7 protein-coding genes and 1 pseudogene are annotated in these 13,461 nt (G+C 68.8%); 6 read left to right on the top strand and 2 right to left on the bottom strand.

Annotated features, from left to right (window positions below; translation table 11 throughout):
• The first annotated feature begins 6 nt into the window (after positions 1–6).
• The 6 genes and pseudogenes from ACT9F5_RS06275 (at position 7) to ACT9F5_RS06250 (ending at position 11,184) form a co-directional block, all read left to right on the top strand.
• Positions 7–372: a response regulator gene (locus ACT9F5_RS06275; protein ID WP_445119030.1), complete on the top strand. Its 366-nt coding sequence runs from the start codon at positions 7–9 to the stop codon at positions 370–372.
• A 29-nt stretch (positions 373–401) separates the two neighbouring features.
• Positions 402–947 (top strand): annotated as a pseudogene (locus ACT9F5_RS06270) (chemotaxis protein CheW); the annotation flags it as partial.
• 64 nt (positions 948–1,011) lie between these two features.
• Positions 1,012–3,033: a methyl-accepting chemotaxis protein gene (locus ACT9F5_RS06265; RefSeq protein ID WP_445119029.1), complete on the top strand. Its 2,022-nt coding sequence runs from the start codon at positions 1,012–1,014 to the stop codon at positions 3,031–3,033.
• Between the two features lie 84 nt (positions 3,034–3,117).
• The gene (locus ACT9F5_RS06260; RefSeq protein WP_445119028.1) at positions 3,118–9,279 is read left to right on the top strand and encodes an Hpt domain-containing protein; all 6,162 of its coding nucleotides are present in this window, start codon (positions 3,118–3,120) and stop codon (positions 9,277–9,279) included.
• Positions 9,269–10,648 carry a chemotaxis protein CheB gene (locus ACT9F5_RS06255; protein ID WP_445119027.1) on the top strand — a complete coding sequence of 460 codons (1,380 nt, stop codon included), beginning with the start codon at positions 9,269–9,271 and terminating at the stop codon, positions 10,646–10,648. Before ACT9F5_RS06260 ends, ACT9F5_RS06255 begins: the two co-directional genes overlap by 11 nt.
• A 26-nt stretch (positions 10,649–10,674) precedes the next feature.
• Entirely contained in the window at positions 10,675–11,184 is a 510-nt protein-coding gene (locus ACT9F5_RS06250; protein ID WP_445119026.1) for a chemotaxis protein CheW, read from the top strand.
• Between the two features lie 55 nt (positions 11,185–11,239).
• On the opposite strand, the gene ACT9F5_RS06245 is transcribed toward ACT9F5_RS06250, so the two are convergent.
• A complete protein-coding gene (locus ACT9F5_RS06245; RefSeq protein ID WP_445119025.1) occupies positions 11,240–11,974 on the bottom strand; it encodes a 16S rRNA (uracil(1498)-N(3))-methyltransferase in 735 nt (244 codons plus the stop codon).
• The gene (gene bioA, locus ACT9F5_RS06240) at positions 11,965–13,395 is read right to left on the bottom strand and encodes an adenosylmethionine--8-amino-7-oxononanoate transaminase (protein ID WP_445119024.1); all 1,431 of its coding nucleotides are present in this window, start codon (positions 13,393–13,395) and stop codon (positions 11,965–11,967) included. The genes ACT9F5_RS06245 and bioA overlap by 10 nt, the downstream gene beginning before the upstream one ends.
• Between the last annotated feature and the right edge of the window lie 66 nt (positions 13,396–13,461).

Below are 13,461 nucleotides of genomic sequence, written 5' to 3'. Positions count from 1 at the left end.
CATCAAATGGCACGTATTCTTCTGATCGAGGATTCGCCGACCGATACGGCGGTCCTCACCCAATTGCTGGAACGCAACGGCCACGACGTACTGGCCTCGGGCAGCGCCGAGGACGGCATCGACATGTGCCGCCGCGAGCAGCCCGACCTGGTCCTGATGGACGTCATCCTGCCCGGCATGAACGGCTTCCAGGCCACCCGCGCGCTGTCGCGCGATGCCGACACCAAGTCCATCCCGGTGCTGATCGTCAGCACCAAGGGCATGGAGACCGACAAGGCGTGGGGCCTGCGCCAAGGGGCCAAGGACTACATCGTGAAGCCGCCGCGCGAGGACGAGTTGATCGCCCGGATCAACGCGCTGCTGGGGTCGTGAGCGAGTCGCCCGCAATGAACGCCCCGGCAATGAACGTGGCCCCCTTCGACGTCCTGGTCGACTACGAGCGCCGCAGCCTCGAGCACGTCGCCGGCCTGCCCGAGCAGCTCGACGCGCCGGGCCTGTGGCGTGGCGTCGGTTACCGCATCGGCAACCGCCGGCTGGCATCGGGCTTCGGCGAGGTGCTGGAAATCCTGCCGCTGCCGCAGGTCACCCCGGTGCCCGGCGCGCAGTCGTGGATGCTCGGCCTGGCCAACGTCCGCGGAAACCTGTTGCCGATCGTCGACCTCAAGCAGTTCCTCGAGGGCGAGCGCACGGTGCTGCATGAAAGCCAGCGGATCCTGCTGGTGCGCCAGCCCGGCGGCGACGTGGCGGTGCTGATCGACGAACTCTACGGCCAGCGCAGCTTCAACCAGCAGCACCTGGTCACGGATGGCGACGAGGTCGCGGCGCACCTGCACGACGGCCGCTACGCCAATTTCATCGCCCAGGCCTACCGCCTGGACGACACCACGTGGGGCATCTTCAGCCTGGACCGGCTGGCCCGCACGCCCGAGTTTAGACAAGCCGCTTCCGACATGCCGCGGCCTGAACACCACAGCGGTACACCCCGCGCCAGCAACGTACCTGAGGTCGAAAATGAGCACTGAGATGAATTCCGTCGCCGGCAAGGCGCGCAATGTCGGCGTCAACACCTGGCTGATCGTGCTGGGCCTGGCGGTGCTGGTGTTCGGCCTCAACACCGGTTATGCGACCTGGAAGGCGGCCCGGCTGGGCGGCGCCAGTGCCGCGGCATCGAGCCTGCAGGTGCAGTCGCAGCAGCTCGCGGTGCAGGGCCAGGAAGCGGTCGGCGGCGACGCCGGGGCGTTCGCCGAGTTCAAGACCACGCAGTCGCAGATCGACGAGAACATCAGCGACCTCAACACAAACTTCGGTGCGACCCCGGGCGTGACCGGGCCGATCGACACGGTGACCGCGACCTGGGCGCCGTTGGACAAGAGCGCGCAGCAGGTGCTGGCGAGCCAGAACGCCGTGCTGGGCCTGGCCGACAGCGCCAACAGCTTCACCGGTCAGGTGCCGCAGCTGCAGGCGCGCCTGGACGAACTGGTCCGCGCGATGTCGGGCAGCGGCTCGCCGTCGTCGCAGGTCTACTACGCACTGCGCCAGGTCGTGTTGTCGGGAACCATGGCGCGCCGGGTGACCGAGATCCGCGCCGGTGGCGCCGGTGCCGAGGCCGCGGGTGACGGGCTGGTGCGCGACGCGGCGATCTTCAACAACGTGCTCGCCGGCCTGCGTGCGGGCGACGAGGCGGGCGGCGTCAACAAGCTGACCAACGCGGGCGCACTGGCCGCACTGGCCCAGACCGAGACCCTTTGGGCGGAGATGAAGAAAGATCTCGACGCCATCGTCGCCAGCTCGCAGAACCTGTTCCGCGCACAGGCCGCTGCCGAGGCGATCACCAACGGTTCCGACAAGCTGCTGTCCGACAGCCGCTCGCTGTTCGACGCGTTCACCGCGTTCGGCTCGCTGAAGGACACCAGCCTGCTCGGCAACCTGTGGATCTCGATCGTTTCCGGTGCGCTGGCGCTGCTCGCGATCGTGTTCCTGGTGCTGTCGCTCAACAGCCAGCAGAAGAAGCGCTACGAGACCACCAAGGAACTCAACGACCGCAACCAGGAGGCGATCATGCGCCTGCTGGACGAAATGGGTTCGCTCGCGGAAGGCGACCTGACCGTGAAGGCGACCGTGACCGAGGACATGACCGGCGCGATCGCGGACTCCATCAACTTCGCCGTCGAGCAGCTGCGCAGCCTGGTGCAGACGATTACCGACACCTCGGTGCAGGTCGCCTCCAGTGCACAGGAAACGCAGGCCACCGCCATGCACCTGGCCGAGGCCGCCGAGCACCAGTCGCAGGAAATCACCTCCGCCTCCAGCCGCATCAGCGAAATCGCGGCCAGTATCGACCAGGTGTCGAAGAACTCCGCCGAGTCCGCGGACGTGGCGCAGCGCTCGGTGCAGATCGCGACCGCCGGTGCCGGCGTGGTGCGCCAGACGATCCAGGGCATGGACAACATCCGTGACCAGATCCAGGAGACCTCCAAGCGAATCAAGCGCCTCGGCGAGTCGTCGCAGGAAATTGGTTCCATCGTTGAACTGATCAACGACATCTCCGAGCAGACCAACATCCTGGCGCTCAACGCGGCCATCCAGGCGGCCTCGGCCGGTGAGGCCGGTCGCGGATTCGCGGTGGTGGCCGACGAAGTGCAGCGACTCGCGGAACGCTCGTCCAACGCGACCAAGCGAATCGAATCGCTGGTGCAGACCATTCAGGCCGATACCAACGAGGCGGTCAGCTCGATGGAGCAGACGACCTCCGAAGTGGTCGCCGGTGCACGACTGGCCGAGGACGCGGGTACCGCGCTGGGCGAGATCGAAAAGGTGTCGTCGGATCTCTCGGGTTTGATTCAGGGCATCTCGTCGGCGGCGCAGCAGCAGTCCGGCGCGGCGGCCAACATCACCCAGACGATGAACACGATTCAGCAGATCACCTCGCAGACCACCCAGGGCGCCAACCAGACCGCACAGTCGATTGGAAACCTGGCGCAGCTCGCCGCCGACCTTCGCCGCTCGGTCGCCGACTTCAAGCTGCCGGCCTGACCCCGGATTGGACGTTGCAATGAACAGCATGACCCCCGGCCGCCGACGCCTGCGACGCGGCCCCGCTGACCGGTGGGGTGCACGATGACCGTGATGCGTGACGCAATCGACACCACCACGCTGGGCTGGATCAAGCCGGAGCTGGACGAGACCCTGCGCCAGGCGCGGCAGGAAATCGAGGCGTTCGTCGAAACGCCCGGTGACACCGACCGCATGCGCGCGTGTGCGAGCCACCTGCACCAGGTGCACGGCACCTTGCGCATGGTCGAGCTGTACGCGCCGGCCATGGTCGCCGAGGAAATGGAGCGCCTGTCGCTGGCGCTGGTCCACGGCGATATCGGTGATCGCGACGACGCCTGCGCGATGCTGATGCGCGGTGTCGTCCAGTTGCCCGATTACCTCGAGCGGCTGCAGGGCGGCCATCGAGACATCCCGATCGTGCTGTTGCCATTGCTCAACGAGTTGCGCGCCACCCGTGGCGAGACGGGGCTCAACGAAAGCGTGCTGTTCGCGCCCAACCTCGACCGCCCGTTGCCGAACGACCTGCCCGCGCCGATGGCTGCGGTGTCGACCATCCGCAGCGGTGCCCAACCGAGCAGCCCGAACCTGGCCGCGCTGCGCGCCGCGCTCGCGCAGTGGCCGGAAGCCGGGGCGCCGGCCGATGCCGCGCAACTGGCCAACATCGTCGACGGCCTGCTGGCCGAAGTTTCGGTCGAGCCGCTGCGACGGATGCTGTGGGTGGCTTCCTCGGTCGCCGGCGCGCTGCGTGACGGCGCGCTGCCACCGACCCGCGCACTGCGCCTGGCGTTTGGTGGCGTCGAGCGCGAAGCCCGGCAGATGCTTGACGACAATGGCTTCAGTGCCCCGAGCAACGAGCCCAACGCCGAGCCGACCCGGCAGTTGCTGTACCACGTCGCCCACAGCCAGGGCGGCCATCCGGCGCTGGACAGCCTGCGCCAGACCTTCGAACTCGACGCCGAACTGCCGAGCGAGTCGGAGATCGAGCACGCCCGTGGCAGCCTGAGCGGGCGCAACCGCGCGTTGCTCGACACCGTCTCGGCGGCGATCAAGGAAGACCTGCTGCGGGTCAAGGATTCGCTCGACCTGCACCTGCGCACCGGCAAGACCGACGTCGCCGAACTGCGGCCGCAGGTCGAAGCCCTGGGTCGCGTCAGCGACACCCTCGGCATGATGGGCCTGGGCATCGCCCGCGGCGTGGTGCTGCAGCAACGGGACGCGATGCACGAGATCGTTGCCGGCCAGCGCCCGGCAGACGAATCGGCCCTGCTCGACGTGGCAGGTGCCTTGCTCTATGTCGACGCCTCGCTCGACGAACAGGTCTCGCGCCTGGGACTAACCGACGACCGCGCCGACGAGGACCTGCTCGCCAGTGAATCGCGCAAGGTGCTGGAAGTCGTCGTGCGCGAGGCGATCGCCAACTTCGGCGACGCCCGCCAGTCGTTCGTTGCCTTCGTCGAGACCAACTGGGACCACGGCGAGCTGGTCGAGGTCCCGCGCCTGCTGGACGAAGTCTGCGGCGCGCTGCGCATCCTCGACCTGGACTTGCCGGCGGACTACCTGACCGGCGTCAAGCGCTACACCGAGGCCGAGTTGATCGGCCGCAAGCGCGTGCCCAACGGCCAGCAGCTCGACACCATGGCCGATGCCCTGGCGAGCGTCGAGTACTACCTCGAAGCCCTGCGCGAGCAGCGCCCGAACCGCGACCGCATCCTCGAGATCGCCCGCCACAGCCTCGAATCGCTCGGCTACTGGCCGCTGCCGAACAACACCGCGCCGCTGCAGGCCGAAATTCCCTCGCCGCTGTCGGTGGAAGAGGAAGACGGCGCCGCCGCCGCGCTCGACATGGCTTCGAGCAGCGCTCCCGCCACCGGAAACGTGGTGGAACCAGTTACATCGGCCGAAGCGCCGGTCGTTGTCGAAACGTCCGAAGTCGGGGTCGGTGCCGCGCCGGAAACCATTGCGACCGCGCCGACCCGCGCGGTCGACGCCGGTGTCGATGGTTTTGCCAGCAGCGACGATATCGACGACGAGATCCGCGAGGTGTTCCTCGAGGAGCTCGAGGAAGAGATCGGCAACCTCGGCGAGCTGCTGGTCAGCTGGCGCCCGGCGCCGGAGAACATGGAGCAGCTGCGCTCGATCCGCCGGGTCTTCCATACCCTCAAGGGCAGTGGCCGGCTGGTCGGGGCCAAGACCCTGGGCGAGTTCAGCTGGAAGATCGAGAGCATGCTCAACCGCGTGCTCGACGGCAGCCGGCTGGCCAGTCCGGCGGTGGTCGCGGTCGTCGACCACGCCTACGACGTGCTGCCGCAGTTGCACGCGGCGTTGGCCGGGACCGGCTCGATCAGTGCCGACCTGGCCGGGATCGCGGCGGTTGCCGAACGGGTTGCCGCAGGCGAGGAGGCGACCTACGTCGCGCCGACGCCCGCGCCGGAAGCGGCCGACGTGGTGCCTGGCCTCGAAGGCGCACCAGCGCCCATGCTCGACGAAGCCATCGAAGTGGATTCCGTCTCCGCGGATCCCGCCGAAGTCCCGCTCGAAGAAGAGGCGGGGATCCCGGCCTCGGTCGACGCGGTGCTGCTGGAGATCCTCGGCACCGAGGTCGCAGGGCACCTGGCCACCATCGAGCTTTGGCTTGCGGCCAGCGCGGATCAGCCGCAGCCTGCAGATGATCGCCTGCAGCGCGCGATCCACACCCTCAACGGCGCTCTCGCGATGACCGAAGTGCCGGTGATCACCGAGATCACCGCGCCGACCGAGGCCTATGTCAAGCGTTTGCTGGCGGCGGGGCAGAACGCCAGCGCCGAAGGCGTCGCCGGCATCGCCGCGGTATCCGCGGCGGTCTCGCGGACCCTGGCGGCACTGCAATCGAGCGCGCCCCGTATCCCCGAGTTCGAGGGGCTTGCGGTCCGCATGGCGACCCTGCGCGACAGCCTGCCCGCGGCGCGCCCGCCATCGACGGACGAGGACGTCGATGCCTCGCTGCCGACCGAGCGGACCAGTGGCGTCTCGGTGGTCGACCTGAGTCCGTTCGCGGGCGTCGACGCGGCGGCCGAAGTCGATATCCAGGCCGACGCGGAATCCTTCGCCACCACCGCATTGCCGGACCTCGGCCTTGCCCATGCGGCGCGGCTCGACGAGGAGCGCGCGGAGGCTGAGCAGGTCGAAGCCGAGCGGGTCGAAGCCGAGCGCCTCGACACCGAACGCCTTGAACGCGAGCTTCTCGAGGCGGAACGCCAGCAAGCCGAGCGCCTGGAAGCCGAACGGATCGAAGCGGAGCGGGTCGAGTCCGAACGGCTTGAGGCCGAGCGTCTCGAATCGGAACGTCTCGAAGCAGAACGGCTTGAATCGGAGCGTCTCGAAGCGGAGCGTCTCGAAGCGGAACGGCTCGAGACCGAGCGCCTCGAGGCGGAACGTCGCGCAGCGGAGCAACTCGAAGTCGAACGCCTCGAATCGGAACGTATCGAATCCGAGCGCATCGAATCCGAGCGCATCGAGTCCGAGCGCCTGGAAGCGGAACGTCGGGAGGCGGAGCGCCTCGAAGCCGAGCGTCTCGCCGAGGAAGAGCGCGAATACGCGTTGCTCGAAGCCGAATACGCGGAGGCCGACCGGCTTGCCCGTGAACGTGCCGAATCCGATGCTGCGAAGGCGCAGGCGGAACCGCCGTCGGCCGGGCAGTCGGAGCCGGAGCCGGAAGTTGCCGAAACGACGGACGACAGCGCTATCGACCCGGCCGTTGCCGGGCTGCTGATCGCCTCGCTCGCCGCGGTCGCGGACCCGGACGAGGCACTCGACCTGGAGGGGCTGGACCCGGAACTGGTCGACATCTTCGTCGAGGAAGGCGGCGACCTGCTCGACCATTCCGACGCGATGCTGGCGGAACTGCGCGAGGAGCCCTCGTCGCGTGAATCTCTGGTCGGGCTCCAGCGCGACCTGCATACGCTCAAGGGCGGCGCACGCATGGCCGGCATCATGGCGGTTGGCGAACTCGGCCACGCCATGGAATCGCTGCTGGAAGCGGTGGTCGACCAGCGCTGCGATCTCGGCGCCGACGGCGTGCCATTGCTCGAACGCGGTTTCGACCGCTTGCACGCGATGATCACCCGGGTCGGCGATCGGCGCGCCATCGCCATGCCCGAGCGGTTGATCGCCGAGTTCGACGCGCGGTCGCGGGGTGAAAGCCTGCTGCACGCTACGCCGGAGTCCCAGCGCACGATCACGAAGGTCGAAACCTCCACGCCGGCCGGGGCCGAGGCTCCGGCCGCGAAATCGCCGGCACCCACGTTCGCCTATCGCGATGATGCCGTCGACACCGGCGCCACCGTTCTCACGCCGCTGTCGGCGCCGATGGAAGAGGCCCAGGCCGGTGACGAGGACGACATCGGTGTCCGTGCACCGCAGGAGCAGGTGCGCATCCGTGCCGACCTGCTGGATCGCCTGGTCAACTACGCCGGCGAGGTCGCGATCTACCGCGCCCGCCTCGAGCAGCAGCTCGGTGCGTTCCGCGGCGCGATCGCGGAAATGGGCGCGACCAACATCCGCATGCGCGACCAGTTGCGTCGCCTCGAGATGGAAACCGAGGCACAGATCGTCGCCCGCTACCAGCGCGAGGCCGAGGATGCCGAGCAGGTGTTCGATCCGCTCGAGCTCGACCGCTTCTCGACCCTGCAGCAGCTCTCGCGCGCGCTGTCGGAATCGGCGGCCGACCAGAACAGCCTGCAGGGCACGCTCGACGACCTGACCCGACAGTACGAAACCCTGCTGCTGCAGCAGTCGCGCGTCAGCTCCGACCTGCAGGAAGGCCTCATGCGCACGCGCATGGTGCCGTTCGACGCCTTGCTGCCGCGCCTGCGCCGGGTGATCCGGCAGGCCTCCGGCGAACTGGGCAAGCAGGTCCAGCTCAAGCTCGACGGCTCGCAGGGCGAGCTCGACCGCAACGTGCTGGAGCGCATGACCGCGCCGCTGGAGCACATGCTGCGCAACGCGGTCGCGCATGGCCTGGAGACACCGGCCGAACGCAAGAAGGCGGGCAAGCCCGAGGAAGGCAGCGTCCGCATCGCGATCCGTCGCGAAGGTTCGGAAGTGGTGCTGGAGGTCGCCGACGACGGTCGCGGCCTCAACCGCCAGGCGATCCGTCGCCGCGGCGAGGAACGCGGGCTGGTCCGCGCCGATGCGGTGCTGGGCGATTCCGACCTCGACGCGCTGATCCTCGAACCCGGCTTCTCCACCGCCGACGCGGTCAGCCGCCTGGCCGGCCGTGGCGTCGGCATGGACGTGGTGGCCAGCGAGGTGCGCCAGCTCGGCGGCCTGCTCGACATCCACTCGACCCCGGGCCAGGGCACGCGCTTCACCCTGCGCCTGCCACAGACCCTCGCGGTCACCCAGGCGGTGTTCGTCAAGATCGGCGAAACCACCTTCGCGGTGCCGATCGCCTCGGTCCGTGGCGTGGGCCGTATCGCCCGCGAGGACCTGGTCGATGCCAACGGCCAGCCGCTCGACGCCCGCTATGCCTATGGTGGCGACGACTACATCGTGCACGACCTCGGCGAGCTGGTCGGGCACGGCACCGCCAAGGCCGAAGGCCAACTGCAGATGCCGGTGCTGCTGATCCGTTCCGGTGACCTGCATGCCGCGGTCACCGTCGACCAGGTCATCGGCAACCGCGAGGTCGTGGTCAAGCCGGTTGGTCCGCAGGTCGCCTCGGTGCCGGGCATCTTCGGCGCGACCATCATGGGTGACGGCCGCGTGGTCGTGATCCTCGACGTCGCCCCGCTGGTCCGCCGCCATGCCACCCTGCCGCGCGACCTGCGTGCGGCACCGGCGCCGGTGGTGGAACATCGCCAGGTTCCGCTGGTGATGGTGGTCGACGACTCCGTCACCATGCGCAAGGTCACCGGCCGCGTGCTGGAGCGCAACAACTTCGAGGTCGCGACCGCGAAGGATGGCATCGACGCGCTCGAACGCATGGTCGACGTCGTGCCCGACCTGATGCTGCTCGACATCGAGATGCCGCGGATGGATGGCTACGAGTTGGCCACCCAGATGAAGGCCGACCCACGGCTGCGCAACGTGCCGATCGTGATGATCACCTCGCGTACCGGCGACAAGCATCGCCAACGCGCGATGGACATCGGCGTCGATCGCTACCTCGGCAAGCCCTACCAGGAACCCGAACTGATGCGGAACGTGTTCGAGTTGCTCGGGATCGAGCGCCGACATGGTGGCTGAGGTCGTGCGCGTCGCCCTGCTGGCGCGCCCCGGGGTCGCGTGCGACCGCCTGCGCGGCGTGCTCGAGCAATCGGGCGCCCAGCAGGTGCTCGAAGCCGACCCGACCGTGCTGCAATTGCCGGCACTGGTCGCCGCCGCGCCGCAGGTGGTGCTGGTGGCGCTGGACCCGGTGACCGAGGACGTGCTCGCTCGTTTCGACGATGTGCTGTTCGACCCCTCGGTGGACGTGATCTACGAGGAGGCCGACCTGACCGCCTCGCGCGAAGGATGGGACGTGGCACGTTGGCAGCGGCACCTCGTGGCAAAGCTCCAACGCCATGGAGATGTCCTTCCACCCGGGCGCGAGCCGGACGGGATCGACACCGCGACCACGTCCGCGCCGGCGATCGTGTCGGAGGATGTTGCAGGGTTCGAACCGGAGCCCGCCGTGCCCGCGCCGCCTCCGGACGAGCCCGCGGCCGAAGACAACCCGTTCGACCCGGTGATGGCCGAATTCGACACCGGGTTTGAACCCGGGGGCGACAGCCTCGAAGCCGATATGGAAGCCGCCTTCGACGAGGTCGTGGCTGGCCCCCCCGAGCTGTCCATGTCGTCCGATGACGAACCCGTCGACGCCGAGCCGGCCCCGTTGCCCGACGCCGTCACGGAGTCCTCCGTTCCGGAGGATGGGCAGGCGACTTCCGAACCGCTTCCAGCGTCGAGATTCGGCAACCTCACGCTGGACGACGGCGATAGCGACACCGTCGCCGAGAGCCATGAGGCCAACCACAAGTTCAAGCGCGACCTGAGCGACCTGGAGAGCCGGATTGCCGGGCTCGAGCTGGTCGATGACACGCCCGTACGCGGGCCGGAGCAGGCTTGCGGCGCGGTGCTGGTACTGGCCGGCATTGGTGGCCCGGACGCGGTACGGCAGTTGCTCGGTGCGATGCCGGCCGAGTTCGCGCGACCGGTGCTGGTCCAGCAACGCCTCGACGGCGCGCGCTACGACAAGCTGGTGGCGCAGATGCAGCGTGCGACTTCGGCGCCGGTGCAACTCGCCGTGCCCGGGCAAACCGCGCATGCCGGCTTCGTCTACATCCTTCCTGCCGACGTCGGGATCGAGGCTGCACCGACCGGCATCCGCTTCAACGAAAGTGGCGAACTGCTGGTGGCACTGCCGTCGGCGGACAGCGCCGTGCTGCTGCTCAGCGGCAGCGATCCGGCGCTGGTCGATGCGGTGATGAAGCACAACTGGGCCGGCGCGCTGGTGGCCGGCCAGGCAGCCGATGGTTGCTACGACGCCGCCGCTTCGAATGCACTGGCCGCCCGCGGCGGTGACACCGCGTCGGCCGCCGAGTTGGCCCAACGACTTTCGGAACGCTGGTCATGAAGCGATCCGCTCCCGGGAAACAGGACATGTCGAAACATTCCCATGCGGCGCCGCAAGCGCCATCGCAGGCCGGACCCGAAGCGGATATCCGCGGCGTGGTGATCCAGCTCTCGGGCGCCCGCCTGTTGCTGCCCAACGCGACCATCGCCGAGGTCCTTTCGTTCGCACCGCCGGAGCCGGTGGAAGGCACGCCGGACTGGCTGCTGGGCCGCATGCGCTGGCGCGGTTGGCAGTTGCCGCTGATCAGCTTCTCGCAGCTGGCCGGGTTGGCCGACGAACAGGGCGGCCTGGGTAGCAAGGTGATCGTGTTCAAGGCACTGGGCGGCGACTCCAAGGCGCCGTACTTCGCGATCCTGACCCAGGGCTTCCCGCGGCTCGTCACGGTCTCGCGCCCCGGCCTGCAGGTCGACGCCGACGGCGGCGAGTTGCCGCTGGCGGTGCAGGCACGCGTCACCCTCAACCAGGACGACGCGCTGGTGCCCGACCTTGTCGCCATCGAGACGCTGATTGCCGAGGCGCTCGCGCAAGCAGCCTGACGCCGCGGGCGTCCTTCCGCCGGTTCGGCGGAACCGTCCGCAATACCCCCACGCGTCAGGCGAGATCGCCGAATCGCGACTGCAACGCCGCAATCGCGGCCAGGCCGGCGGTTTCGGTCCGCAGCACCCGCGGCCCCAGCTGAAGGCCCTGGAATCCGGCCGATTGCAGTTGCTCACGGTCGCGCGGCGACCAGCCGCCTTCCGGACCCACCGCGAGCACCACCTGTCCCTCAATGGATGGAAGCGTGGCGAGCGAGTGCGCGCCTTCCGGATCCAGCAGCAGGCGCAATCCACCGGTTGGCAGCGACGCAAACGCGTCCTGCAACGTCGCCGGTGCCGCCACCTCCGGTACCACGGCGCGACCACTCTGTTCGCACGCCGCGGTCACCACGTTGCGCCAGTGCGCCAGCCGCTTGGCCGCGCGCGCTTCGTCGAGCCTGACCTCGCTGCGTTGCGACGTGACCGGATAAATCGAGGAGACGCCGAGTTCGGTTGCCTTCTGCAGGATCAGGTCCATCTTCTCGCCGCGGGCGATGCCCTGCAGCAACACGATCCGCAACGGTGATTCGCGTTCGACCGGTGTCGCCGCGGTGACGCCAACGCGCAGCTCGCGCTTGCCGATGGCCAGCACCCGGGCCGCGTAGTCGGAGCCGTCGCCGTTGAACAGCACACAGTCGTCGCCGACCCCGAGCCGCAGCACCCGCGCCAGGTGCACCGCTGGTGCCTCGGGCAGCGCCAGCTCCATGCCCGGTGCCAGCGGCACGTCTACGTGGACGCGGGTCAGGCGCATCCGGTGTCCCCGATCGCCTGGTCGATCACCGCGCGGGTGGTGTCGGCCAGCAATGCCAGGCCGTCGTCGTCGATCGTGTACGGCGGCATCCAGTACAGGATGTCGCCGAGCGGGCGCAGCAGCACGCCGCGATCGAGTGCGGCGCGGTAGGCGTGCAGGCCGAATCGCGCGGCCGGGTCGAACGGAACGGATTTGTCGCCATCGCGACCGAACTCGAAGGCGACGATCATCCCGGCCTGTCGTACATCCGCCACGTGCGGATGATTTCCGATCTGTGCAGCCAGCGCGGACATCTTAGCGGCTGTCGCGCGATTGCGCTCGAGGATGTCGTCGGACTCGAAGATGCCGAGCGTCGCCAGCGCGGCGGCGCAGGCCAGCGGATTGCCGGTGTAACTGTGCGAATGCAGGAATGCGCGCTCGCGCGAGTCGTCGAGGAAGCCCTCGTACAGCTCCTGGGTTGCCAGCACCGCACACAACGGCAGGCTGCCGCCGGTCAGGCCCTTCGACAGGCACAGCAGGTCGGGCGCGATGCCACCCTGCTCGCAGGCGAACATCGTGCCGGTGCGGCCGAAGCCGACCGCGATTTCATCGGCAATCAGGAAGATGCCGTGCACGTCGCACAACTCCCGTGCACGCTTGAGGTAGACCGGATCGTGCATGCGCATGCCGCCCGCGCACTGCACCCGAGGCTCCAGGATCAGCGCGCAGATCTCGCCGGCATGGTGGTCGAGCAAACGGGCGAGCGCGTCGGCGGCTTCCTCGGCGTGGCTGGCGGCGCTCTGTCCGGGACGGGCGAGGAATGCGTCCGGCGACGGCGTGAACAGCGCCTCGGTCAGCAGCGGCGCGTAGACCCGGCGGTACAGCGGCACGTCACCGACCGCGAGCGCCCCGAGCGTCTCGCCGTGGTAGCCGCCTTCCAGCGCGACGAACTTGGTCCGCCGGTCCTCGCCACGGTTGCGGAACCAGTGGAATGCCATCTTCAACGCGACCTCGACGCCGGCCGAGCCGTTGTCGGCATAGAACACCTTGGCCAGCGGCGCGCGGCCGGGCTCGCGCGGCGCCATCGCCAGCAGCGTCTCGGCCAGTTCGACCGCCGGCGCGTGCGAGCAGCCGGCCAGGATCACGTGCTGCAGCTCGCGCGCCTGCGTCGCGATCGCTTCGGCGATGCGGGGTTCGGCGTGGCCGAACAGGTTGACCCACCAGCTCGATACCGCATCGAGGTAGCGGCGACCGTCGCGGCCGATCAGCCACGGGCCTTCGCCGCGCGCGATCGGCAGCAACGGCAACGTGTCGGTACGCGGGCCCGGCGCGCGGTCGCGCTGGTGTTCGCGCATCTGCGTGCACGGGTGCCACAGCACCGACAGGTCGCGTTCGCGCCAGGCATCGGCGACGGCGTCGCCGTCAGGGCGCTCTGATAGCATCGCTGGATCGTGAATCGTCTTCTGCATCCTTCCATTATCGCTTTTCATCGCCCGTCTGTTCTGACA

It is taken from the genome of Lysobacter sp. F6437 (assembly GCF_052547215.1).
The sequence above is the reverse complement of the archived record's forward strand: the minus strand, read 5'-3'. Positions and strand labels throughout refer to the sequence as shown.

What these genes read in the sequence shown, in the direction of transcription:
- ACT9F5_RS06275 (WP_445119030.1), top strand. Translation starts at nt 7, where the DNA reads ATGGCACGTATTCTTCTGATCGAGGATTCGCCGACCGATACGGCGGTC.
- ACT9F5_RS06265 (WP_445119029.1), top strand. Translation starts at nt 1,012, where the DNA reads ATGAGCACTGAGATGAATTCCGTCGCCGGCAAGGCGCGCAATGTCGGC.
- ACT9F5_RS06260 (WP_445119028.1), top strand. Translation starts at nt 3,118, where the DNA reads ATGACCGTGATGCGTGACGCAATCGACACCACCACGCTGGGCTGGATC.
- ACT9F5_RS06255 (WP_445119027.1), top strand. Translation starts at nt 9,269, where the DNA reads ATGGTGGCTGAGGTCGTGCGCGTCGCCCTGCTGGCGCGCCCCGGGGTC.
- ACT9F5_RS06250 (WP_445119026.1), top strand. Translation starts at nt 10,675, where the DNA reads ATGTCGAAACATTCCCATGCGGCGCCGCAAGCGCCATCGCAGGCCGGA.
- ACT9F5_RS06245 (WP_445119025.1), bottom strand. Translation starts at nt 11,974, where the DNA reads ATGCGCCTGACCCGCGTCCACGTAGACGTGCCGCTGGCACCGGGCATG.
- bioA (WP_445119024.1), bottom strand. Translation starts at nt 13,395, where the DNA reads ATGCTATCAGAGCGCCCTGACGGCGACGCCGTCGCCGATGCCTGGCGC.